Source organism: Actinomadura sp. SCN-SB (assembly GCF_043906805.1).
Classification (GTDB): Bacteria; Actinomycetota; Actinomycetes; order Streptosporangiales; family Streptosporangiaceae; genus Spirillospora.
Genome location: NZ_JBIMPP010000100.1, coordinates 1 through 22,663, shown reverse-complemented (window position 1 = coordinate 22,663; position 22,663 = coordinate 1). Strand labels below are relative to the sequence as shown.

The following is a 22,663-nucleotide window of genomic DNA, read 5'->3' as shown; positions in this document are numbered from 1 at the left end:
CCGCCGGGGTCAGGGCGGGCGCCCCTACGACCCCGGCAGGGGGCTCCGCCCCCTGCACCCCCTTGGGGCTCTGCCCCTTGCCCCCATTGGGGGCTTCGCCCCCCTTGCCGTCCCGCTCGGCGTTGGTGATGACCTAGGGCTGGGGGTGGCGGGTTTCGGTGTTTCGGAACGGGACGGCCTTCGGATCCGTAGTAAGAGTGACGTGACCGAGAGGCGGCCGATGACTTTTCTGGCGAAGCGTGTGGTTGTGGCGGCGGGGGCCGCCGCCGTTCTGCTGGCGGGGTGTTCGGACGGCGGGTCCGGGCAGGCGGGGCCGTCGGGGACGGGGGGTGCTCGGACGCCCGCGCCGGTTCCCAGTTCCGGTGCGACCGGGACGGCGCGGCTCGGGGAGCCTCGGACGTTGGCCACCGGGCTCGAAGTGCCGTGGGCGGTGGCCTTCCTGCCTGGCGGGGACGCGCTGGTCACTGAACGTGACAGCGGGGATCTGGTACGCGTGACGCCGCAGGGGCGGGTCAGCCGGGTCGGGAGGGTTCCCGGGGTTCAGCCCAGGAGCGAGGCCGGGTTGCTGGGTGTGGCGGTCTCGCCGCGGTACGAGCAGGATCGGACGATCTACCTGTACTACACGGCGGCCGAGGACAACCGGGTGGTGCGGGCACGGTACGACGGGGGGCTGGGGCAGTTCCGTCCGATCGTGACGGGGATTCCCAAGGCCGGGAACCACAATGGGGGCCGGCTCGCGTTCGGGCCCGATGGGTACCTGTACATCTCCACCGGGGAGGCGGGGCAGGTCGAGCTCTCGCAGAACCGGGAGTCGCTCGGCGGGAAGATCCTGCGGGTGACCGGGGACGGGCGCCCGGCGCCCGGCAACCCCTTCGGGACGCGGGTGTGGTCGTACGGGCACCGCAACGTGCAGGGGCTCGCCTGGGATCGGGAGCGGCGGCTGTTCGCCACCGAGTTCGGCCAGAACACCTTCGACGAGATCAACCGGATCGAGCGGGGGCGTAACTACGGGTGGCCCGAGGTGGAGGGCGTGGGGAACCGGCGTTCCTTCACCGATCCGCTGCTGACGTGGAGCACGGCCGAGGCGTCGCCGTCGGGTCTGGCGATCGCGGGCGGGTCGCTGTGGGCGGCGGCGCTGCGGGGCGAGCGGCTCTGGCAGGTGCCGTTGGACGGGAAGGGGGGCGTGGGCCGTCCCGTCGCGCACTTCGACGGGCGGTACGGGCGGCTGCGCGCCGTCGTCGCGGCGCCCGACGGGCGGTCGCTGTGGGTGACGACCAGCAACCACGACGGCCGCGGGGATCCCCGGGAGGGGGACGACAGGATCCTCGTCATCCCCCTCCGGTGACGTCCGTCAGGAGACGCCCAGCTTCTCCAGGATGAGCCGGCGGGCGCGGCCCGCGTCGGCCTGGCCCTTGGTGGCCTTCATGATGGGGCCGATCAGGGCGCCGACCGCGTTGACCTTGCCGCCGCGGACCTTGTCGGCCACCTCCGGGTTGTCCGCGATCACCTGGTCGACGATGGCGGCCAGCTCGCCCTCGTCGCGGACGATCTTGAGGCCGCGGGCGGCGACCACCTCGTCCGGGGTGCCCTCGCCCGCGAGGACGCCGGTGAAGACCTGGCGGGCCAGCTTGTCGTTCAGCTCGCCGGCCGTGACCATCTCCTGGACGCGGGCCACCTGGGCGGGCGTGATGGGCAGGTCCGCGAGTTCCAGGCCCTGCTCGGTGGCGCGGCGGGACAGCTCGTTCATCCACCACTTGCGGGCCGCCGCGGGGTCGGTGCCCGCCTTGACCGTCTCCTCGATCAGGTCGAGGGCGCCGGCGTTGACCACGTCCCGCAGCTCCAGGTCGGAGAGGTTCCACTCCCTCTGGACGCGGGCCCGGCGGGCGGCGGGCAGCTCCGGCAGGGACGCGCGCAGCTCCTCCACCCAGTCCCGGGACGGTGCCATCGGCACCAGGTCGGGCTCGGGGAAGTAGCGGTAGTCCTGCGCCTCCTCCTTGCTCCGGCCGCTGCTGGTGGTGCCGGTCTCCTCGTTGAAGTGCCGGGTCTCCTGGATCACGCGGCCGCCCGCGTCCAGGACGCCCGCCTGCCGCTCGATCTCGGAACGGACGGCGCGTTCCACGGAACGCAGCGAGTTGACGTTCTTGGTCTCGGTGCGGGTGCCCCACTCGGAGGCGCCGCGCGGCATGAGGGAGACGTTGACGTCGCAGCGCATCGAGCCCTGCTCCATGCGGACGTCCGAGACCCCCAGGGAACGGACGAGTTCCCGCAGCTCGGTCGCGTAGGCGCGGGCCACGAGGGGCGCCTTGTCGCCGGTCGCGGTGATCGGCTTGGTCACGATCTCCACCAGCGGGATCCCGGCCCGGTTGTAGTCGACCAGCGAGTGGTCCGCGCCGTGGATGCGCCCGGTGGTGCCGCCCCGGTGCAGCGACTTGCCGGTGTCCTCCTCCATGTGGACGCGCTCGATCCCGATCCGGTACGTCTCGCCCTCCACCTCGACGTCCAGGTGGCCGTTCACGCACAGGGGCTCGTCGTACTGGGAGATCTGAAAGTTCTTCGGCATGTCCGGGTAGAAGTAGTTCTTCCGGGCGAACCTGCACCATTCGACGATCTCGCAGCCGAGCGCCAGGCCGATCTTGATGATGCCCTCGATCGCGGCCTGGTTGGTCACGGGAAGGCTCCCGGGCAGCCCGAGGCAGACCGGGCAGACCTGGGTGTTGGGCTCGGCCCCGAACGTGGTCGGGCAGCCGCAGAACATCTTCGACCGCGTGCCAAGCTCGATATGCGTCTCGATACCCAGGACCGGCTCATACTTGGCCAGCGCCTGCTCATACGGCAGCAGCGTCGGAGTGGTCACTTCTCTCCCCATCCCTTCAGCGCCCCTCGGACCGTGCCCGCGTACGCGGGAACCCGTCCGAGGGATTCAACGTAGTCGGCTCGGCGGCGCCCGCCGCCCTCAGAGCTCCGGGGCCTTGGCCAGGAGCGGGCCGTTCCAGGTGTCCTGCAAGGCGCGCTCCACCGCGGCGGCGGCCTGGTAGACGCGGTGGTCGGCCAGGACCGGCGCCATGATCTGGAGGCCCACCGGGAGGCCGTCCTCGTCGGCGAGGCCGCAGGGGACCGAGATGGCGGCGTTCCCCGCCAGGTTGGACGGGATGGTGTAGAGGTCGGCCAGGTACATCGCCATCGGGTCGTCCGCGCGCTCGCCGAGCGGGAAGGCCGTGGTCGGGGTAGTGGGCGACAGCAGCACGTCCACCTGGCCGAACGCGGCGTCGAAGTCGCGCTGGATCAGCGTGCGGACCTGCTGCGCCTTGCCGTAGTAGGCGTCGTAGTAGCCCGAGGACAGCGCGTAGGTGCCCAGCATGATCCGCCGCTTGACCTCCGCGCCGAAGCCCTTGGCGCGGGTGAGCGCCATGACCTCCTCGGCGCTGCGCGTCCCGTCGTCCCCGACCCGCAGCCCGTACCTCATCGCGTCGAAACGCGCCAGGTTGGACGAGCATTCCGAGGGGGCGATCAGGTAGTAGGCGGGCAGCGCGTAGGTGAAGTTCGGGCAGGACACCTCGACGACCTTGGCGCCCAGCGACTCCAGGAGGTCGACGGCCTCCTGGAAGCGGGCGCGCACGCCCGGCTGGGAGCCGTCGCCGGCCAGTTCCCTGACCACGCCGACGGTCATGCCGGTCACGTCGGCGCGGCGCGCGGCCTCGACGACGGGCGGCACGGGCTGGTCGATCGAGGTGGAGTCCATCCGGTCGTGACCGGAGAACGCCTGGTGGAGGAGCGCCGCGTCCAGGACGTTGCGGGCGAAGGGGCCCGGCGTGTCCAGGGACGAGGCGAACGCGATCACCCCGTACCGGGACGACCCGCCGTAGGTGGGCTTGGTGCCCACGATCCCGGTGACCGCCGCGGGCTGCCGGATCGAGCCGCCGGTGTCGGTGCCGGTGGCCAGCGGCGCCTCGTACGCGGCGACCGCCGCCGACGAGCCGCCGGACGAGCCGCCGGGGATCCGGGTCAGGTCCCAGGGGTTGTGGGTGTCGCCGTAGGCGCTGTTCTCGGTGGACGAGCCCATCGCGAACTCGTCCATGTTGGTCTTGCCGAGGATGACCAGCCCCGCCTCGCGCAGCCGCGCGGTCACGGTGGCGTCGTACGGCGGGCGCCAGCCCTCCAGGATCTTGGACCCGGCGGTGGTGGGCATGTCGGTGGTGGTGAACACGTCCTTGTGCGCGATCGGCACCCCCGCCAGCGGGCCCAGCTCCTCGCCCGCGGCGAGCCGTTCGTCGACCCGGCGGGCCTGGGCCAGCACCGTGTCCTCGTCCACGTGGAGGAACGCGTGTACCCGGCCGTCCACCGCCTGCACGCGGTCCAGGTGGGCGCGGGCCACCTCCGCCGCCGACGTCTGACCGGACGCGATCAGCTCGCCCAGCTCGGCCGCGGTCCGCCTGACCAGATCGTCGCTCACCGTCACGCCTCCTCGTCCAGGATCCGCGGGACGCGGAAACGCTGCTCCTCGGCCGCGGGTGCCTCGGCCAGCGCCTGCTCGGGCGTCAGGCAGGGCACGTTCTCGTCCGGCCGGTAGACGTTGGTCAGCGGCAGCGGGTGCGAGGTCGGCGGGATGTCCTCCGCCGCGACCTCCTGGACCCGCGCGACCGCGGAGATGATCTGGTCGAGCTGGGCGGCGAGATGGTCGAGCTCATCGTCGGCCAGCGCCAGCCGGGACAGCCGGGCGAGGTGAGCCACCTCGTCACGGGTGATGGCGGACATGTGACAACCGTTCCTGCGATCGATGGGGTTCGCCGCCCATCCTAGGGGCCGCGCCCCGCCCGCCCGACACCATTTACCCGCCGGTGGGAGGTCCGTTACGGCCGACTATTGGGGAGGAGGAGGAGCCTGCCCCGGCTGCGGAGGCACGGGCGCGTAGGGCTGCCCGTACGGCGGAGGCGGCATCACCTCGCCGCGCCCCCCGAAGGACACCCTGGTGGCCCGCGACGCCGACGGCCTGCCCAGCCCCGCGAGCGCGCCCGCGGCGATCATCGCGCAGGAGATCATGCAGAATCCCGCCATCAGCAGGCTCTTGGTGCTGTCCTGGTCCTGGCTGTCTACCTCGGAGACCCCGGCGAAGAAGAAGATGCCCAGACCGATCAGCGCGAATACGAGTATCACAGCGCGCAGTTCGTTCACGCGGGTACTTTAGCGCCCCTTGCCACACGGACGCGGACTCGCACCGCTATCTCGGTTTCGTACGGATATGCGGGGAACGCCCATCAGGTAGCTCCACGGACGAGAGGAGAGCACCGTGACCATCGGAGCCGGGCTCGCGCTGATCATCATCGGCGCGATCCTGACCTACGCCGTCGAGATCGACGTCAGCGGCCTGGACATCCGCGTGGTCGGGATCATCCTGATGGTCGGCGGACTGGCCGGGCTGATCATCGGCATCATCCGCATGGCCAGCGCCCGCCGCCGCCCACCCCCGGGAGGCGACGGACGCTACTACGACGACACCTACCAGGACGTCCCCCCAGACCGCCGCCGCCCCTACTAAGGACAACCCCCAACCCAAAAATCCTAAAAAGCAAAGCCAAAAAACTCCGATCGCGACAGCCCACAACCCTAACCACCACAATCACACCAAAGCCGACCCACCCCACAATTGGGCCGCTGGGCAGCCCCTCGCACCAACAAGCCGCTCCACGACCACAGCTCGCGGCCACCCCAAGGCCGAAGGCCCCGGAAACCCTCTCCCCCGATGTGGTCCTCACGCCCCAGCTTCGTGATCACGAACCCTCCGGCACGCCCGGCGTCACGCCCAATCCGTTAACCGACCACCCCCCAGCCCGCAACAACCCCAACCCGAGCGTCCGCCCAAGCGTTGCGATCACGCCCAAAGGCAGGGCCGAGCGCAACAAGCCACCAGGCGAAAAGCGCAGCTCGCGCCTGCAAGGAACACAGCCGCCCACTACCTCAGCCCCCCCACCCCAGCCCCGAACGGTCGCCCAAGCGCCGCGATCGCGACCGAAGGCAGGGGCGAGCGCCAGCGAGACCCTGATCGCGAAGCGAGCCCCCTAGGGCGAGTCGAAGCGATGCAGCGATCGCACGCGGTGCCGGAGAAGGAGGGCGCCCCAGCGCCCGACGCCGCAGGCACCGCCAAAAAAGCACAGCGCGACGAGCCGCCAGGCGAGGAGCGCAGCTCGCGGGTGCCAATAAACACAGCCCCAACTACCTCAGCCCGTCACCCCAGCCCCGAACGGTCGCCCAAGCGCTGCGATCGCGACCGAAGGCAGGTCCGAGCTTGCGAGGACCTGATCGCGAAGCGAGCCCCTGGGCGAGTCGGAGCGATGCAGCGATCGCCGCAAGCACGACAAGCGACGAGCCGCCAGGCGAGGAGCGCAGCTCGTGCTTGCCAATAAACACTACGCAGCGGGTTCTGGGGCGCGTTGCATTCGGCGGCGGAGCCAGTCGGTGGCGGTGGCGGCGTCCATGGGGCGGCCGAAGTGCCAGCCTTGGGCGGCGTCGCAGCCCATTTCGCGGAGGGCGACGGCGGTCTGGGGGTCTTCGACGCCTTCGGCGACGGAGCGCAGGCCGAGGGTGCGGACGAGGTCGACGATGGAGCGGACGATCACTGCGTCGTCGGCGGAGGTGGTGATGCGGGTGACGAACGAGGCGTCGATCTTGATTTCTTCGACGGGCATTCGTTTGAGGCGTACGAGGGAGGAGTAGCCGGTGCCGAAGTCGTCGAGGCTGAGGGGGATGCCAAGGGCGGCGAGCGCGGTGACGGTGTCGGAGGCGTAGGCGGCCTCGTTCATGAGGATGCGCTCGGTGATCTCCAGTTGGAGGGCGGCGGCGGGGAGGCCGCGGCGTAGCAGGCCGTTCTCGATGGTCTCGGTGAGGCCGGTGTCGAGCAGGTCGCGTCCGGAGGCGTTCACGGCGACCTGGACGGTGAGGTCTTCCCGCCACCAGTCGGCGGCCTGGGCGAGGGCCGCCTCGACGACGTGGCGGGTGATCGAGCGCATGAGGTAGGTCTGTTCGGCGACCGGGAGGAAGTGGTCGGGTTCCAGCACGCCCTGGTCGGGGTGGCGCCAGCGGACGAGGGCTTCCATTCCGACGAGCTGGCCGTCGTGCAGGGACACCTTGGGCTGGTAGTACAGCTCGAGTTCGCCCCGGTCGACGGCGCGGCGGAGGTCGCCGAGCATGGTGAGGCGGGCCGGGGAGTTGCGGTCGTTGGCGGGTGAGTAGACCTCGACTCCGCTGCGGCTGCCTTTGGCGTTGTACATGGCGACGTCGGCGCGCTGGAGGAGCAGTTCGAAGTCGGGGGCGTGGTCGGGGAACAGCGCGATGCCGACGCTGGCCTCCAGGTCGAAGGACATGCCGTCCATCCGCACGGGTTCGCTGAGGGCGGCGCGGAGCCGGGCGGCGACCTCGCGGGCGGCGGCGGCGTCGCGGACGGTGGGGAGCAGCACGGCGAACTCGTCGCCGCCGAGCCTGGCGACGAGGTCGCCGGGGCGGACGCTGTGGGTGAGGCGGTGCGCGACGAGCTGGAGGAGCCGGTCGCCCGTGGCGTGCCCGAGGGTGTCGTTGACCTCTTTGAAGCGGTCGAGGTCGAGCAGGAAGAGCCCGGCGCGGCGGTCCTGTTCGGTGCCCTGCCTGCGGCGGCCCGTCAGCAGGGAGGGGCCGGGTCCTCCGGCGGCGCGCACGTCGGCCAGGGCCTGCTCGGTACGGACGATCAGCAGTTTGCGGTTGGGCAGCCCGGTGAGGCCGTCGTGCAAAGCCTGGTGTTCGCGCCGTACCGAGACGGAGGCGTTGAGGTAGACCGCGATGAACGGCAGCACGATCAGCGGGACGAACGCGGCGGAGCGGTGCATGGCCACGACCATGAGGGGGGCGAGGCCGAGCAGTGCGAGGTGCACGAGCACCTGGTAGCCGAGGTCCCAGCGGAGCGCCTTGAGCAGCGGGACGCGTTCGTGCAGCGCGACGGCGGTGCCGACGAGGGTGACGTTGCCGGCGAAGTAGACCGCGCCGGCCAGCGCGATCGCGGGCAGGTCGGATCCTTGGGGCACCCACAGGGAGGTGGGGCCGGCCTGCACCCCGAAGAGGACGAGCACCAGGTGGGCGGCGCCGAGGCTGAGGGTGTACTGGGCGGCGTTGAAGGCGATGCGGTGGGGGCTGCGGCCGCGCAGGACGCCGCAGGTGGTGGCGGCGACGGCTTGGAGGAGCGCGGCGATGGGCAGGCCCGCGTAGAGAAGGGCCGCGAACGAGAACGTGGTGGAGGTGGTGGCGCCGTTGTTCTCGGTGGAGCCGGGCGTGATGATCGGGCGCAGCTCACCGAAGATGATGAAGCAGCCCAGGATCCAGAACAGGGGGTTGCCCACGAGGGCGTCGACGTCCGCGCCGGTCAGCGTGGCGAGCGCGGCGACGCACGCGGCGATGCCCGCCAGGGTGGTCACCACGAAGTAGGTCCAGAGCGGTGACCCCCGGCGCGGCACCGTGTTCCGCGTGTTGTTCGGGTCCTTCATCACTTCCTCGGGGGGATTGCGGGGGGCGTCCCCCGGCGGGGCGCGGTCGCCCGCAGGTGGGTCGTGATGTCAGGGAGGGTACGACCTTTACCCACCTCGCGAAACCGATTGGGTACGTTCCGTTATGCCCATTGTGCACCAGCGCACCGGCTCAGTGTAGCCGGGCCATGTCTTTGGGTAACGCCCGCCTGGTTATCGGCGCGATCGCCACGGGCCGGTCATGCGTCCCCGCTCTGGGTTACATTTTTGGCCGCTTCCGGCCCTTCGTTCAGCAGGACCCGGAACCCGGCCTCGTCCAGCACGGGGACGCCGAGCTTGACGGCCTTGTCGTACTTGGACCCGGGGCTCTCCCCCACCACCACGAAATCGGTCTTCTTGGACACCGATCCGCTGACCCTGCCGCCGCGCTCCTGCACGGCCTCGGTGGCCGAGTCGCGGCTGAACTCCTCCAGCGAGCCGGTGATGACCACGCTGACGCCCTCCAGGGGACGCGGGCCCGCGGTCGTCTCGTCCTCCATCCGCACACCGGCGGCGGCCCATTTGTCCACGATCTCCCGGTGCCAGTCGACCGCGAACCAGTCCTTGATGGACGTGGCGATGGTCGGCCCCACCCCTTCGACCGCGGCCAGTTCCTCCTCCGAGGCGTTGCGGATGGCGTCCATCGAGCGCATCTCGCGGGCGAGGTCCTGCGCGACGGACGGGCCGACGTGCCGGATGGACAGCGCCACGAGCACCCGCCACAGCGGCTGCTTCTTGGCCTCCTCCAGCTCCTGGAGCAGCTTGTGGACGATCTTCTTGGGCCTGCCCTCCTTGTTGGCGAAGAACGTCACGACCTTGGGCTCGCCGGTCTTCTCGTCGATCCTCGGCAGGCCGGTGCGCTGGTCGCGCACCACCGTCTTGATCGGCAGCAGTTGCTCGACGGTGAGGTCGAACAGGTCGCCCTCGTTCTCCACCGGCGGCTCGCTGGGCTCCAGCGGCTGGGTGAGCGCGGTCGCGCCGACATAGCCCAGGGCGTCGATGTCGAAGGCGCTGCGGCCCGCGACGAAGAACAGCCGCTCGCGCAGCTGCGCCGGGCACCGCCGCGCGTTGGGGCAGCGGATGTCGACGTCGCTCTCCTTCTCGCGCTCCAGCTTGGTGCCGCACTCGGGGCAGTGCGTGGGCATGGAGAACTCGCGTTCGGACCCGTCGCGCAGCCCCGGCACCGGCGCCACGATCTCGGGGATCACGTCGCCGGCCTTGCGCAGCACCACGGTGTCGCCGATGAGCACGCCCTTGCGCTTGACCTCGCGCTCGTTGTGCAGGGTCGCGTAGGCCACCACGGACCCGGCCACCTCGACCGGCTGCATCACGCCGTAGGGGGTGATCCGCCCGGTGCGCCCGACGCCGACCTTGATGTCGAGCAGCTTGGTGTTGACCTCCTCGGGCGGGTACTTCCAGGCGATCGCCCAGCGCGGCGCGCGCGAGGTGGATCCGAGCCGCCGCTGCAACGGGAACTGGTCGACCTTCACCACCACGCCGTCGATCTCGTAGGCGGTGTCGTGCCGGTGCTCGCCGTAGTACTCGATGTACGCGCGGACCTCGTCCATCGTCTGGACGACCCGGTAGCGGTCGCTGACGGGCAGCCCCCACCCGCGCATCAGCTCGTACGACCCGGACTGGCTGTCGGGCCGCTTGCCGCCGCGCCAGGCGCCGAACCCGTGGACCAGCATGTCGAGGGGGCGCCGCGCGGTGACCCGCGGGTCCTTCTGGCGCAGCGACCCGGCCGCGGCGTTGCGCGGGTTGGCGAACGGCGGCTTGCCCGCCTCCGCCTGGGCCTCGTTGACCTGATGGAATCCCTCGACGGTCAGGAAGACCTCGCCGCGCACCTCCAGCACCTCGGGCCAGCCCTCGCCCGTGAGCCGGGTCGGGACGGAGTCGATGGTGCGGACGTTGAGCGTCACGTCCTCGCCGGCGCGGCCGTCGCCCCTGGTCACACCGCGCACCAGCCGGCCGTTCTCGTACACCAGCGCGATCGCCAGCCCGTCGATCTTGGGCTCGCAGAGGTAGGCGGCGACCTTGCCGACCTCCTTGACCACCCGCTCGTCCCAGGCCAGCAGGTCCTCGACGTTCATCGCGTTGTCGAGGCTCTGCATGCGCTCCAGGTGCGGGACGGTGGCGAACTCGGTGATCAGCGGCGCCCCGACCCGCTGCGTCGGCGAGTCCGGCGTGACCAGTTCCGGATACTCGTCCTCCAGCGCCCTGAGCTCGCGCATCAGCCTGTCGTATTCGGCGTCGCTCAGCGTCGGGCTGTCGAGCACGTAGTAGCGGTAGTTGGCCTCGTCGATCTCCTGGCTCAGCTCGGCATGGCGCCGAGCCGCCTCGGCCGGTACACCGTTGCTCGCGGTCATGACCCCATTGTGGCGTGCGCCACCGACATTCCCACGTCAGAACACTACTCGGCGGCCTCGTACAGCATCAGGGCGGTGTCGCGGCAGCGGGCGAGCGCCGCCCGCACGTACCGGGGCGTGGCGCCGGCCAGGCCGCACGCGGGTGTGATGACGACCTGCCTCGCCAACTGCGGCGCGGGGAACCCGAGCCGCCGCCACAGCTCCCGTACGGGGGCCGCGGTGGCCTCCAGGGACGGCAGCGCCGTGTCCGTCGCCGGCACCACGCCCAGGAGGAGTCCCACGCCCGCGTCGATGGCCTCGCCCAGCGCGTCGTCATCTCGCTCCGGCACCATTTTCAGGTCGACCGAAATGGCGGCGGCGCCGGCCGCCCGCAGCAGCCCGTACGGGACGCGCCGCGCGCAGCAGTGCACGATCGGGAACGCCGCGTCCCCGACGGCGCCGATCACCTGGCGCAGCCCGTCCTCGGCGACGGGCTCCTCCACGGCCGGCAGCCGGGAGAAGCCGCTGGCGGTCGGGACGCCGCCCGCCAGCACCGCGGGAAGCGCCGGTTCGTCGAGTTGCAGCAGGATCCGCGCTCTCGGCAAGCGCCGCCGCACGTCCGCCACATGCCCGGCCACGCCCTCGGCCAGCGACGCGACCAGGTCGCGGACCGCGCCGGGGTCCTTGAGGGCGCGGTCGCCGTGCCGCAGCTCGATCCCGGACGCCAGTGTCCACGGCCCGGTGACCTGGATCTTGAAGGGGCCGTCGTGCCCGCCCGCCAGCTCCTCCAGGACGTCCAGGTCGCGCGCCAGATGGTCGAGCGCGCGCCGGGTGTCGCGTCCCGGACGGTCGGAGAACCGCCACCCGGACGGCTCCACCCGTACCGCCAGGTCCACCAGCAGCGCCGCGGCGCGCCCGATCATGTCGGCGCCCGGACCGCGGTCCGGCAGCTCGGGCAGGTGCGGAAGCTCGGGCAGCTCGCCCAGGACGATCCGCAGCGTCTCCTCCGGGTCCACGCCCGGGTACGAGCCGACGCCCGTGGCGGTAGCGTGCCGCCAGGGAAGATCGGGCTCGCTCACAGCAGGCCGGCCAGCCGGTCGAGCGAGCGCAGGGTGTCGGCCTCGGGCAGCGTCTCGAGGTTGAAGAGGATCTGGTCGGCGCCCGCCTCTCGTAGCCATTCCACGGTCTCGGGCTTACCAGGTACGCCGAACACCGTCACCGCGACGCGCCGTCCCGCCCGCTCGCGCAGCTCGGCGATCTGCGCGGGCAGGTCGCCGGTCCCCCGGCCGTAGATCGGCATCCAGCCGTCGCCGACCCGCGCCACCCGGTCGAACGTGGTCGGCCCGCTCCCCCCGATCATCACCGGCGGGTGCGGGCTCTGCACCGGCTTGGGGTAGGAGTACACGGGGTCGAAGTCGACGAACTCGCCGTGGTACTCGGCCTCCTCCTGCGTCCAGAGGGCCTTGACCGCCTCGACCCGTTCGACGAGCAGCCGCATCCGGGTCTTGGGGTCGGTGCCGTGGTTGCGCATCTCCTCGCGGTTCCAGCCCGCGCCGACGCCCAGCACCGCACGCCCGCCGGAGATCAGGTCGAGCGAGGCGACCTCCTTGGCCAGCACGATCGGGTCCCGCTGGATGATCAGCGCGATCCCGGTGCCCACCTCCAGGCGTTCGGTCACCGCCGCCGCGGCGGTGAGGAGCACGAACGGGTCGAGCGTGCGGTAGTAGTGGCGGGGCAGCTCGCCGCCGCCCGGCCAGGGCGACTCCCGCTTGACCGGGATATGGGTGTGCTCGGCCACGTAGAGGGATCCGAAACCGCGTTCCTCCAGGGCCCGGCCGAGCTGCGCTGGGCCGATGCCGTCGTCGGTGACGAACGTCGAGACGCCGAACTTCACAGATTTCTCCTCACACCGAACACCGAACCGCTACCAGTGCTCCCAAAACGATCTCTCACGTTAAGGCGGCGTACGCGGGAAGCGCTACGCGGAAACGCGGGCCGCCTCGGCGATGGTGGCGGACCCCAGGACGCGGTCGCCCTCGTACAGGACGGCGGCCTGCCCGGGTGCGACGCCACGGGCGGGCGCGGAGAGCCGGATGCGAATCCGCTCGCGCCCAGGCTCCACCGTGCAGTCGTACACCTCGCCGTGCGCGCGCAACTGCACGCGGCAGCCGAACGGCCCCTCGGGCTCGGGCGAGAGCCACACGGGACGCTCCCCCACGATCTCGTGGACGTCCAGCGCCTCGCGCGGCCCGACGGTCACGGTGTTGGTCACCGGGGAGATGTCCAGGACGTACCGGGGGCGGCCATCGGGCGCGGGACGGCCGATGCGCAGGCCCTTGCGCTGGCCCACCGTGTAGGCGTAGGCGCCCTCGTGCTCCCCCACCTGGTTGCCGTCCAGGTCGACGATCGGGCCGGGCGCGGTGCCGAGGCGGTCGGCCAGGAACGCGCGGGTGTCGCCGTCGGCGATGAAGCAGATGTCGTGGCTGTCGGGCTTGTCGGCCACCTGGAGCCCGCGCCGCTCCGCCTCGGCCCGGATGCCGGCCTTGGTGGTGTCGCCGAGCGGGAACAGCGCGTGCGAGAGCTGCTCGGGGGTGCACACGGCCAGCACGTAGGACTGGTCCTTGGCCTCGTCCACGCCGCGGCGCAGGACCCCGGTGGACGGGTCGAGCCGCGCGTAGTGGCCGGTGCACACCGCGTCGAAGCCCAGCGCCAGCGCCCGGTCCAGCAGCGCCGCGAACTTGATCTTCTCGTTGCAGCGCAGGCACGGATTGGGGGTGCGGCCCGCCGCGTACTCGGCCACGAAGTCCTGCACCACGTCGCGGTCGAACCGTTCGGCCAGGTCCCACACGTAGAAGGGGATCCCGATCACGTCGGCGGCGCGGCGGGCGTCCCTGGAGTCCTCCAGGGTGCAGCAGCCGCGGGCGCCCGTCCGGTACGACTGGGGGTTGCTGGACAGCGCCATGTGCACGCCGGTCACCTCGTGACCGGCGTCGGCGGCGCGGGCGGCGGCCACGGCGGAGTCGACGCCGCCCGACATGGCGGCCAGAACGCGCAAAGACATAACGTTCTCAACTGTAGGCGTTGGAAGTGACCGGTCGCTGCGCGGTTTCCGGCCGGTCTCCGCGTACGATGAGCCCGCTATGGGAATCTTCCGCCGTCCCCGAGAGGCGTCCGCCGCCACGCCCGCGTCGATCAGCGACTTCTGGGAGTGGTGGGAGCGAAGGCGCCCCGACATCGAAGCGTCGATCAACGCCCCGGAGGCGGGCGCCGGTCCCGCCGCGGAGGGCGAGCACCACGCCGACGGGCTGCCCGCCCCGATCGTGGAGGAGCTGACGCACCGGGTCCACAGGATCCACCCGGCGTTGCAGTGGGAGATCGGTGGCGGGGACGGCGACAGCCCCGTCCTGACGCTCACCGGTGGCGGCGACCCCGAGCTGCGCGGGCTGACCGAGCGCTGGGTCCGGGCGGCGCCGAGCGGCGACGCGGCGCACGGGTGGCGGTTCCATCCGGCGCGGCAGCCCGACCTGGAGATGCTGGAGCACAAGCTGCTCCTGGGCGACCACGAGTTCGACCTCGACTACGTCAAGCTCGGCATGCGCGCCGACACCGCGCGGGCCCGGGTGCACATCTCGGCCTACCATCCGGACTTCCTGTTCGTGTCGGAGGAGCAGCAGCTCCAGGTCGCGCGGCACGTGCTGGACTGGTCCATGGGCGAGGACGACGTGGCGCGCTGGATCGGCGAGGTCACGATCGCGACGGAGGCCCCGGTGGACGCGCTGCCGCCCGCGATGCTGCGCGCGGTGGTGGAGCAGATCGCCGAGCCGTTCGAGGAGCCGACCTGGCTGACCGGCGAGGGACGCACCCCGCGCGGGCACCCGGCGCGGCTGGGCGCGCGGTTCCCGCTGCACCGCCAGGACTACCCGCTGTGCGACCTGCACGTGGCGATCTCCGTCCCGTACCGGCACAGCAACCCCGACCGGCTGCCGGTCGACCCCTCGTCGTCCGCGCTGCGCAAGTTCGAGAAGAAGCTGGCCGCGCTGGGCGACCGCGCGGTGCTCGCGGTACGGGAGACCGGCGACGGGCTGCGGGTGTTCCACCTGTACGCCGACCCGGACTCCGGGGTGATCGCCGAGCTGGACCAGCTCGCCGCGAGCTGGGGCGAGGGCAAGGCCAAGGTCGCCTCCACCAACGACCCGGGCTGGCGCGCGCTCGCGCCCTACCAGCCCTGAGTTCCGCCAGACCGGCCCTGAGGCACCACCAAAGCCGCTGACGCGCTAGGACAGGCCCGCGCGGCGGCCCCGTTCGACGACGGGGCCGATGGCCTGGGCCAGGGCCTTCACATCGTCGTCGGTGGAGGTGTGGCCGAGGCTGAAGCGGAGCGAGCCCCGGGCACGCGCCGGATCGGCGCCCATCGCGAGCAGGACGTGGCTCGGCTGGGACACCCCCGCGGAGCAGGCCGAGCCGGTGGAGCAGGCGATGCCGCGCGCGTCCAGCAGCATCAGCAGCGCGTCGCCCTCGCAACCGGGGAACGAGAAGTGGGCGTTGCCCGGCAGCCGGTGGGATGGGTCGCCGTTCAGGATCGCGTCCGGCACGTTCGCCAGCACGGCCTCGATCAGCCGGTCGCGCAGCCCCGCCAGCCGCTCCGCCTCCGGCTCCTGGCGCGCGACGGCGGCCTGGACGGCGGCGGCGAACCCCGCGATGGCGGGCGTGTCCAGCGTGCCGGAGCGCACGTCGCGCTCCTGCCCGCCGCCGTGCAGGACCGGGACGGGGTCGACGCCCTTGCCCAGCAGCAGCGCCCCCACGCCGAGCGGCCCGCCGAGCTTGTGCCCGCTCAGGGTGACCGCGTCCGCGCCGCTGGAGTGCAGCCCGACCGGCAGGTGGCCCGCCGCCTGCACGGCGTCGGTGTGGAACGGGACGCCGTGCTCGCGGGCGATCGCGGCCAGGTCGGCGATCGGCTGCACGGTCCCGACCTCGTTGTTGGCCCACATCACCGTGACCAACGCCACGTCCGGCCCGATCAGCTCGCGCAGCGCGTCCGGCTCGACCCGGCCCAGCCCGTCGACCGGGATCCAGTCGACCCTTGCGCCCTCGTGCTCGGCCAGCCACGCCACCGTGTCCAGGACGGCGTGGTGCTCGGCCGCGCCGGCCAGGATCCGGGTCCTGGACGGGTCGGCGGCGCGCCGCGCCCAGTACACGCCCTTGATCGCCAGGTTGTCCGCCTCCGTGCCGCCGGAGGTGAACACCACCTCGCTGGGCCTGGCGCCGAACGCGTCGGCGATGATCTCACGGGACTCCTCCACCACCCTGCGGGCCCGCCGGCCCATGGCGTGCAGCGAGGAGGGGTTCCCGAGCACCCCCAGCTCCGCCGTCATCGCCTCGATGGCCTCCGGCAGCATCGGGGTGGTCGCCGCGTGATCGAGGTAAGTCACCACGCGCTCAACGTTATATCGCGCCGCCCGGGGCTTCGGGCGCGGGAGGTCGCGCGGGCGCCGAGGTTTGCTCACTGTACCGTCCGGCCGGTACAGTAGTCGGGTGAAGAAGGACGCCCTCCTCGACGCCGCGGAGGCCCTGCTGTCGGAGCAGGGCACGCAGGCGCTGACGCTCACCGCGGTCGCGGACCGCGCCGGCGTCAGCAAGGGAGGGCTGCTCTACCACTTCCCGACCAAGGAGGCCCTGATCAAGGGCCTGGTCGCGCGGGTGATCGAGGAATTCGACGCGCTGGTCGCCGGTTACGACGACGGCACGCCCGGCTCGTACGCGCGGGCCTATGTGGAGGCGACCTTCGAGATCCTCACCGGGGAGGCGCGCGCCTACCGGCGATGGTCCGCCATCACGGCCGCGGCGACCGATCCCGAGGTCGCGGCGCCGCTGAACGAGGCGATGAGGCGCTGGCACGCGAGCCCGCCCGGGGACGAACCCGACCCGGTGACCGCGATGGTCGTCCGGCTGGCGGCGGAAGGCCTCTGGGAAGTGGTGAGCCACGCGCCCGAGCTGTACGACGCCGAGCAGCTCGACGCCCTGAAACGACGACTGCTGGCGCTGTCCCAGCGCTGACGGCCCTGGCGGCGTCCCCCGCGTCCCCCGCGTCCCCCCACGGCCACGCGGCCCCTCGGGCGCCCGCGTGCCCGGCACCACCGAAAAGCGAGAAAGAGGTGAACCGTTGCTGTTCCGCGCCCGTCTCGGAACGTTCCTGACCTTCGCCCTGGCGGGGCTGCTCACCGGCGTGTGGGTGGCCCGCATGCCGGCGCTGGCCGCCAAGTTCGACGCGGGCGAGAGCGAGATCGGCATCGTCGTCCTCGTCTGGGGCCTCGGCGCGATCGTCGCCATGCGGGGGCTGCGCTCGGTGATGGCGCGGGCCGGCAGCCGCGCCTCCCTGACGGCCGCGCTGCCGCTCACCTCCCTCTCCTTCGCGCTGGTCGCGGTGGCCCCGGCCTACTGGTCGCTGCTGGTGGCCGTCGTGCTGTTCGGCATGGCCTTCGGGATCACCGACATCGCGATGAACGCGCAGGGCAGCGTGGTCGAGCAGGCGTACCGGCGGCCCGTCCTGAACGGGATGCACGCGGGGTGGTGCGTCGGCGCGATGGCCGGCGGCCTGCTCGGCGTCGGCACCGCCGCCGCGGGACTCGGCTTCACCGCGACGGTGCTGTCCGCGGGGCTGCTGACGCTGCCCGCCGGGGTGGCGCTCGGCCCGACCTTCCTGCCCGAGCCCGCCGCCGCCACGCCGCCGGGGAACGGCCGCCGCGCCGCCCGCCTCCCGGCCGCGGTGTACCTGGTCGGCCTGCTCGCGCTCATCGCGTTCATGCTGGAGGGCTCGATCGCGGACTGGAGCGGCCTGCTGCTGCACGAGGAGCTGGGCGCCTCCCACGCGCTGGCCGCGCTCGGCTACCCGATGTTCGAGCTGGCGATGCTGATCGGCCGGCTGGGGGGCGACCACGTGCGGGCCAGGATCGGCACCCGCCGCCTGCTCACCGCCGCCGGGATCGGCACCGCGCTGAGCATGGCCGCGGTGGTGCTGGCACCCGCGGCGCCGCTGGCCATCGCCGGGTTCTTCGTGACCGGCCTGGTCGTCTGCACCGTCGTCCCGACCATGATCTCGCTCGCCGGGACCGCCGCGCCGGGACGCTCCTCGGCCGCGATCGCCCAGGTGGGCGCCATGGGGTACGGCGGGCTGCTGCTCGGCCCCGTCGTGATCGGCTTCCTGGCGGACGCCACGTCACTGCGCGTGGGCGTCGGCGTGACCGTCGTGCTGGCGCTGCTCATCGCGCTGGGCTCCCGGTACGTCCCGCTCGGACCGGCGCGGGACGTCACCGTCCCGGTGGCCGAGCCCGCCGCCGAGGAGCCCGAGCCCGTCGCGGCCTAGCCCCGCCGAACCCGTGCCGGCCCTGGGAAGGGCGGACGTGGCCAGGAGCGTCAAGGCCCGCGGCGTCCCGACATCGGCGACCAACGCGCGGAGGACGCGCCTCCGGGTATGCCCCGGCGGCGCGTCCTCCGCGTACCGGGACCGTTCGGCGTCGGCCGCGATCCGCGCGATGCGCGGGCCGATCCGGCGGAGCTGGACGCTCAGCTCGCCCAGCGTGGTGGCGGGCGTGACCGTGCCGCCCGTTCGCAGGACGAGGCGTTCCAGCAGTTCGTCGCCGTGCCCGCGGGAACGCCGTGAGCGCCGCCGGAACCCGATGCCGATGGCGGACGCCAGGACCAGCGAGAGGGCGACGGAGGGACCGGCCAGCGCCATGCCGCCCGGCCCCTTGGCCGGGGGCGGCGACAGCGGGTCCACCTCGGGCGCCACCTGGGCGTCCGCGGCCGGAGTGGGGTCGAACGGCACCCACCCGATGTCCTGGAAGTACACCTCGATCCAGGCGTGCGCGTCGGTGTCGCGGACCTTGTAGAGCCCGTCCACCGGCTTGCCGGTGGCGAAGCCCGCGACCACCCGCGTCGGGACGCCCGCCAGCCGCAGCAGCAGCGCGGCGGCGCCGGCGAAGTGCTGGCAGTAGCCGGTGCGCGACTCCAGCAGGAACTCCACCAGCGGGAACCCGATGGTGTGCTCCACGTCGGTGGAGTACTTGAAGCGCCCGCCCTTGGTCAGGTAGTCCTCGACGCGCCGCACCACCTCGTACTGCGAGGTCGCGCCCGCGGACAGCTGCCGGGCGATGTCGATCACCTGCTGCATCTCCGGGACGCGCTGGAGGAACCGGTCCACGCCCGGCGAGGTGTCGGGCGCCATGCCGTACTGGCCCAGGCGCCCGGCGAGCCGCTCACCGCCCCACCGGTACCACAGGTTGGTGTACGCCTCCAGCCGCGGATCGGTGGGCGTCGGCGCGGCCCGCAGCCGCGCCGGGTCGACACGGACCATGTCCGCCTGCACCCGGTACACGTCGTCCTGCCTGGGCTGCGGGATGACCCGCAGCGACTCCCCGGCCATCGAGTCGACCCGGCCCCGCGCCTCCACCTTGCGGACACGCCCAGGGGACACCACCTGGGAGTCGCGCAGCCCGCGCACCCGCACCTCGATGTCGACCGGCTCGGCGGCGGGCTCGGGCAGCCTGGGACGGATGACGCCGCCGCCCGCCTCCCAGCCGCGGAAGCCGTACCGCTCCAGCACCTGCATCCGCCACAGCGCGGGACGCGGCGAGGTGATCTCCAGCATGGTGGCGCCGGTGCGGCGGTCGGTGATCGGGCCGTAGGACTGGCGGGTGTTGAGGGTGGAGAACTGCTCCTCGCGCCCGACCATGTCGTCGAAGTCCAGCCACTGCGTGCGCGGGCCGAACGACTGCGCGACGAACGAGGCGACCACCGCCGCGGACGTGCCCAGGGACAGCACGGGAATGACCGCGCGGCGCGGCGCGAACCACAGCATGCCCGCCACCAGCAGCACCGCGCCGGGCCAGGTGGACTCGTCGGTCTGCCGGATCGCGGCGGCCACCACCCAGGGGACGGCCAGCATCGCGAACGCCGTGCCGGACCGCAGCCGTCCCGCCTCGCGGGGAGCGGCGAGCGCGGCGACGCCCAGGTAGACGGCGCCCGCGCCGAGCAGCCACACCGAACGGGTGCCGGTGTCGCCGGCCCGTTCGCCCGGGACGAGCAGGCCCAGCTCGCGCACGCCGTCCGACAGCGCGAACACCAGGGTGTCCCATGAGCGGGGCCACAGCCAGCCCGCCGGGGCGCCGCCCGCGAGCGGGGCCGCCGGCACCCACACCGCCAGGGCGAGGAGGCCGAGCCGGCCGGGAAAGCGCCGTACCGCGAGGCAGGCGGCCACGAGCGCGACGAGCGGCGCGGCCCACAGCACACGCGAGCCGAGCAGCGGCATCCACGCCGCCAGCGTCACCCCCGCCGCCAGGAGCAGCGCCAACGCTTTCATGCGACCGCGTGCTCCCTTCTGCCCGGCCGCCCGCTCAGGGCCTCGACCAGCTCCTCGGCGGCGGACGGCGGCATCGGGACGACGCCGGGAGGCAGCGCGGGAAGGGGCGGGCCCAGGTCCAGCCCGGCCGGCACCCGGATGACCGAGGACACCCGGCCGCCGGGCGGGGCGGGCGCGGGCCCGGGCCGGTCGGCGTCCAGCAGCGCCAGCCGGCGGTGCACGGCGCGCCAGGAGGACTCGTCCACCGCGGCCAGCGGACGCGGCACGCCGGGCAGCAGCACCTCGCAGCCGCCGCCGCGGGCCAGCGACAGCACGCACCCGGCGGCGGCGCGCGCCACCCAGTCGACGGCGCGCGGGTCGGCGCCGCCAGAGGTGTCGACGATCACCAGCGGCAGCCCGGTCGGCGGCGTGATCATCCGCCGTTCCTGGAGTTCGCCGCCGCGTGCCAGGGACGCCCAGTGGATCCGGCTGATCGGGCTGCCGGGGACGTAGGGGCGCAGCCCGTCCGGTTCCAGGTCGTCGGCGCGGGCGCCGAGCGGCGGGTTGATCGGCACGTCCACCCCGATCTCGGGCAGGATCAGCACCGGCTCGGGGACGCCCGCCGACAGCCGCCAGCGCACGACGCCGAACGGGTCGCCCACCCGGACCGTGGACGGCTCAAGCAGGTGCGCGCCGCGCCGTTCGACGAACAGCTCGACGGTGCCGCCGTCCTCGGCCAGCGGGACCCAGCCGCCGGGCGCGGTCAGCACCTCCACCCGAGCGGGCAGCCAGCGCGGCAGCCGGACGGTGAAGTGCAGCCGGACCGGCTCGCCCTCGTTCGACTCCCGCGCCGGGACCGCACGCGAGATCGACAGCCGGAGCGCCGCCGCGACGGTGATGGCGCAGGCGCCCGCGACGGTCAGCACGAGCCCGGCGGCCAGGGTGAACAGCGTCAGCGAGGGCAGCGCGCCCGCGAGCGTGGTCAGGGTCCCCGCCGCCACCAGCCACAGCGCCCAGTGCCCCGACACGCGCGCGGACCGCCACCGCGGTAACCATCGGCGGGCCCCCTCCCGCGCGACCGTCATCGGGCGCGGACCCGCCGGACGGCGTCCTCGACGATCTCCAGCGCCGCGGTGGCCGGAGCGGCGGCGGTGCGTTGCAGCCGGTGCGCGAGGACGGGCACCGCGAGGGCCTGGACGTCGTCGGGCAGCACGAAGGAGCGGCCGTTGAGCGCGGCGCGCGCCCGCGCCGCCGCCAGCAGGAGCAGCCCGGCGCGGGGGCTGGCGCCGACCTCGGCGAGCGGATGCTCGCGGGTCGCGGTCAGCAGGTCGACGACGTAGCGCAGCAGCGGGTCGGCGGCGTGCACGGCGGCGACGCACTCCTGCGCGGCCAGCAGCCGCTCGGGGTCGGTCACCGCCTCGGCGGCCGGCTCGGGTCCCGCGCGCAGCAGCTCCATCTCCTGCTCGGCGGACGGGTAGCCCAGGGAGATCAGTGACAGGAAGCGGTCGAGCTGCGCGGGCGGCAGCGGATAGGTGCCGTCGTATCCGGCGGCCGGGTTCTGCGTGGCGATCACCACCATGGGGGACGGCAGCGGGCGGCTCTCGCCGTCCACGGTGACCTGCCGCTCCTCCATCGCCTCCAGCAGCCCCGACTGGGTCTTGGGAGTGGCCCGGTTGATCTCGTCGACCAGCACGACGTTGGCGAACACCGGGCCGGGACGGAACTCGAACTCGCCGAGGTCGGCGCGCCACACGTTCGCGCCGACGATGTCGGCGGGCAGCAGGTCGACGGTGGCCTGCACGCGGGTGAACCGGCCGTCGAGGGTGCGCGCCAGGCTGCGGGCGAGCTGGGTCTTGCCGACGCCCGGGTAGTCCTCCACCAGCAGATGGCCCCCGGCCAGCACGGTGGCCAGGACGATCTCTAAGACCTCGGCGGGCATCCGTACCGCGCCGAGGATCCCGGCGCGCAGTCTGTCGCCCAGAGCGGCGACCTCGTCCACCGTCAGCGAGACCCGCTCGCGCGGGGTGATCGGCCTCGGCCTCGGCGCCGGCGACAGCCGCCCGTGCGGCGCGGTACGAGAGTGTCCGTTGTGCTCGGGAATGGCGTCCATGGCTCCCTTGGGGTCCGGCGGTCCACCGCTCGCACTCACAACGCCGGTGAGGCGCCGCACTGTTCCAACCGCGGTGCCGGATATGGCGTGGAACATGCCATTCCGACGGCCGACCGGCACCACCGATCGCAGTCTTCCCAGCGGGAACGAAAAACCACCTAAAAACCCCCGGATCGCAGGAAAGACTAACGGCCGGGATGGTCATCCATCCCGGCCGTTTCGCCCGGCTTCACCCGGAGTCCGTCACTTTCGCTTGGTGATCTCCTCGGTGAGCTGCGGCGCGACCTGGAAAAGGTCGCCGACCACGCCGAAGTCGACCAGCTCGAAGATCGGCGCCTCGGGGTCCTTGTTG

General features: G+C 72.8%; 17 protein-coding genes and 2 pseudogenes. 5 read left to right on the top strand and 14 right to left on the bottom strand.

The window, feature by feature from the left end:
• Positions 1 to 220 precede the first annotated feature (220 nt).
• A complete protein-coding gene (locus ACGWYJ_RS36480; RefSeq protein ID WP_395111132.1) occupies positions 221 to 1,345 on the top strand; it encodes a PQQ-dependent sugar dehydrogenase in 1,125 nt (374 codons plus the stop codon).
• A 6-nt stretch (positions 1,346 to 1,351) separates the two neighbouring features.
• Here ACGWYJ_RS36480 and gatB read toward each other — a convergent pair whose 3' ends face one another.
• The 4 genes from gatB to ACGWYJ_RS36460 all read right to left on the bottom strand — a co-directional run bounded on the left by gatB (position 1,352) and on the right by ACGWYJ_RS36460 (position 5,169).
• Complete coding sequence (gatB, locus tag ACGWYJ_RS36475; RefSeq protein WP_395111131.1) at positions 1,352 to 2,866, bottom strand: Asp-tRNA(Asn)/Glu-tRNA(Gln) amidotransferase subunit GatB; 1,515 nt, start codon at positions 2,864 to 2,866, stop codon at positions 1,352 to 1,354.
• Between the two features lie 87 nt (positions 2,867 to 2,953).
• Positions 2,954 to 4,450, bottom strand: coding sequence for an Asp-tRNA(Asn)/Glu-tRNA(Gln) amidotransferase subunit GatA (gene gatA, locus ACGWYJ_RS36470; RefSeq protein WP_395111130.1), 1,497 nt, complete (start codon positions 4,448 to 4,450; stop codon positions 2,954 to 2,956).
• 2 nt (positions 4,451 to 4,452) lie between these two features.
• Positions 4,453 to 4,752 carry an Asp-tRNA(Asn)/Glu-tRNA(Gln) amidotransferase subunit GatC gene (gene gatC / locus ACGWYJ_RS36465; protein WP_285696065.1) on the bottom strand — a complete coding sequence of 100 codons (300 nt, stop codon included), beginning with the start codon at positions 4,750 to 4,752 and terminating at the stop codon, positions 4,453 to 4,455.
• A 105-nt stretch (positions 4,753 to 4,857) separates the two neighbouring features.
• Positions 4,858 to 5,169, bottom strand: coding sequence for a hypothetical protein (locus ACGWYJ_RS36460; protein ID WP_395111129.1), 312 nt, complete (start codon positions 5,167 to 5,169; stop codon positions 4,858 to 4,860).
• A gap of 115 nt (positions 5,170 to 5,284) precedes the next feature.
• Between ACGWYJ_RS36460 and ACGWYJ_RS36455 the strand changes: the two genes are divergently transcribed.
• The gene (locus tag ACGWYJ_RS36455) at positions 5,285 to 5,533 is read left to right on the top strand and encodes a DUF6458 family protein (protein WP_395111128.1); all 249 of its coding nucleotides are present in this window, start codon (positions 5,285 to 5,287) and stop codon (positions 5,531 to 5,533) included.
• A gap of 868 nt (positions 5,534 to 6,401) precedes the next feature.
• Here ACGWYJ_RS36455 and ACGWYJ_RS36450 read toward each other — a convergent pair.
• The 5 genes from ACGWYJ_RS36450 to mnmA form a co-directional block, all read right to left on the bottom strand.
• On the bottom strand, positions 6,402 to 8,501 hold the full coding sequence (locus ACGWYJ_RS36450) for a putative bifunctional diguanylate cyclase/phosphodiesterase (protein WP_395111127.1): 2,100 nt from the start codon (positions 8,499 to 8,501) through the stop codon (positions 6,402 to 6,404).
• A 218-nt stretch (positions 8,502 to 8,719) separates the two neighbouring features.
• On the bottom strand, positions 8,720 to 10,888 hold the full coding sequence (gene ligA / locus ACGWYJ_RS36445) for an NAD-dependent DNA ligase LigA (protein ID WP_395111126.1): 2,169 nt from the start codon (positions 10,886 to 10,888) through the stop codon (positions 8,720 to 8,722).
• A gap of 44 nt (positions 10,889 to 10,932) precedes the next feature.
• On the bottom strand, positions 10,933 to 11,946 hold the full coding sequence (locus tag ACGWYJ_RS36440; protein WP_395111125.1) for a methionine synthase: 1,014 nt from the start codon (positions 11,944 to 11,946) through the stop codon (positions 10,933 to 10,935).
• Positions 11,943 to 12,761 carry an LLM class F420-dependent oxidoreductase gene (locus tag ACGWYJ_RS36435; protein WP_395111124.1) on the bottom strand — a complete coding sequence of 273 codons (819 nt, stop codon included), beginning with the start codon at positions 12,759 to 12,761 and terminating at the stop codon, positions 11,943 to 11,945. The genes ACGWYJ_RS36440 and ACGWYJ_RS36435 overlap by 4 nt, the downstream gene beginning before the upstream one ends.
• 84 nt (positions 12,762 to 12,845) lie before the next feature.
• Positions 12,846 to 13,928, bottom strand: a complete 1,083-nt coding sequence (gene mnmA, locus ACGWYJ_RS36430; RefSeq protein ID WP_395111123.1) for a tRNA 2-thiouridine(34) synthase MnmA — start codon at positions 13,926 to 13,928, stop codon at positions 12,846 to 12,848.
• Between the two features lie 79 nt (positions 13,929 to 14,007).
• On the opposite strand from mnmA, the gene ACGWYJ_RS36425 reads away from it, so the two are divergent.
• Positions 14,008 to 15,096, top strand: a complete 1,089-nt coding sequence (locus ACGWYJ_RS36425; RefSeq protein WP_395111122.1) for a DUF695 domain-containing protein — start codon at positions 14,008 to 14,010, stop codon at positions 15,094 to 15,096.
• A gap of 45 nt (positions 15,097 to 15,141) precedes the next feature.
• Here ACGWYJ_RS36425 and ACGWYJ_RS36420 read toward each other — a convergent pair whose 3' ends face one another.
• Positions 15,142 to 16,296, bottom strand: a complete 1,155-nt coding sequence (locus ACGWYJ_RS36420; protein ID WP_395111133.1) for a cysteine desulfurase family protein — start codon at positions 16,294 to 16,296, stop codon at positions 15,142 to 15,144.
• A 103-nt stretch (positions 16,297 to 16,399) separates the two neighbouring features.
• On the opposite strand from ACGWYJ_RS36420, the gene ACGWYJ_RS36415 reads away from it, so the two are divergent.
• Entirely contained in the window at positions 16,400 to 16,921 is a 522-nt protein-coding gene (locus ACGWYJ_RS36415) for a TetR/AcrR family transcriptional regulator (protein ID WP_395111121.1), read from the top strand.
• Between the two features lie 106 nt (positions 16,922 to 17,027).
• Positions 17,028 to 18,227, top strand: coding sequence for an MFS transporter (locus ACGWYJ_RS36410; RefSeq protein ID WP_395111120.1), 1,200 nt, complete (start codon positions 17,028 to 17,030; stop codon positions 18,225 to 18,227).
• A gap of 459 nt (positions 18,228 to 18,686) precedes the next feature.
• On the opposite strand, the pseudogene ACGWYJ_RS36405 reads toward ACGWYJ_RS36410, so the two are convergent.
• The 4 genes and pseudogenes from ACGWYJ_RS36405 to ACGWYJ_RS36390 form a co-directional block, all read right to left on the bottom strand.
• Positions 18,687 to 19,034 (bottom strand): annotated as a pseudogene (locus tag ACGWYJ_RS36405) (transglutaminase family protein); the annotation flags it as partial.
• 1,184 nt (positions 19,035 to 20,218) lie between these two features.
• A complete protein-coding gene (locus tag ACGWYJ_RS36400; protein ID WP_395111119.1) occupies positions 20,219 to 21,229 on the bottom strand; it encodes a DUF58 domain-containing protein in 1,011 nt (336 codons plus the stop codon).
• A gap of 53 nt (positions 21,230 to 21,282) precedes the next feature.
• Positions 21,283 to 22,311: an AAA family ATPase gene (locus ACGWYJ_RS36395; RefSeq protein ID WP_395111118.1), complete on the bottom strand. Its 1,029-nt coding sequence runs from the start codon at positions 22,309 to 22,311 to the stop codon at positions 21,283 to 21,285.
• Between the two features lie 243 nt (positions 22,312 to 22,554).
• Positions 22,555 to 22,663, bottom strand: a pseudogene (locus tag ACGWYJ_RS36390) (electron transfer flavoprotein subunit alpha/FixB family protein); the annotation flags it as partial.

Coding starts and splice junctions, on each gene's coding strand:
- ACGWYJ_RS36480 (WP_395111132.1), top strand. CDS start 221: ATGACTTTTCTGGCGAAGCGTGTGGTTGTGGCGGCGGGGGCCGCCGCC.
- gatB (WP_395111131.1), bottom strand. CDS start 2,866: ATGGGGAGAGAAGTGACCACTCCGACGCTGCTGCCGTATGAGCAGGCG.
- gatC (WP_285696065.1), bottom strand. CDS start 4,752: ATGTCCGCCATCACCCGTGACGAGGTGGCTCACCTCGCCCGGCTGTCC.
- ACGWYJ_RS36450 (WP_395111127.1), bottom strand. CDS start 8,501: ATGAAGGACCCGAACAACACGCGGAACACGGTGCCGCGCCGGGGGTCA.
- ligA (WP_395111126.1), bottom strand. CDS start 10,888: ATGACCGCGAGCAACGGTGTACCGGCCGAGGCGGCTCGGCGCCATGCC.
- mnmA (WP_395111123.1), bottom strand. CDS start 13,928: ATGTCTTTGCGCGTTCTGGCCGCCATGTCGGGCGGCGTCGACTCCGCC.
- ACGWYJ_RS36425 (WP_395111122.1), top strand. CDS start 14,008: ATGGGAATCTTCCGCCGTCCCCGAGAGGCGTCCGCCGCCACGCCCGCG.
- ACGWYJ_RS36395 (WP_395111118.1), bottom strand. CDS start 22,311: ATGGACGCCATTCCCGAGCACAACGGACACTCTCGTACCGCGCCGCAC.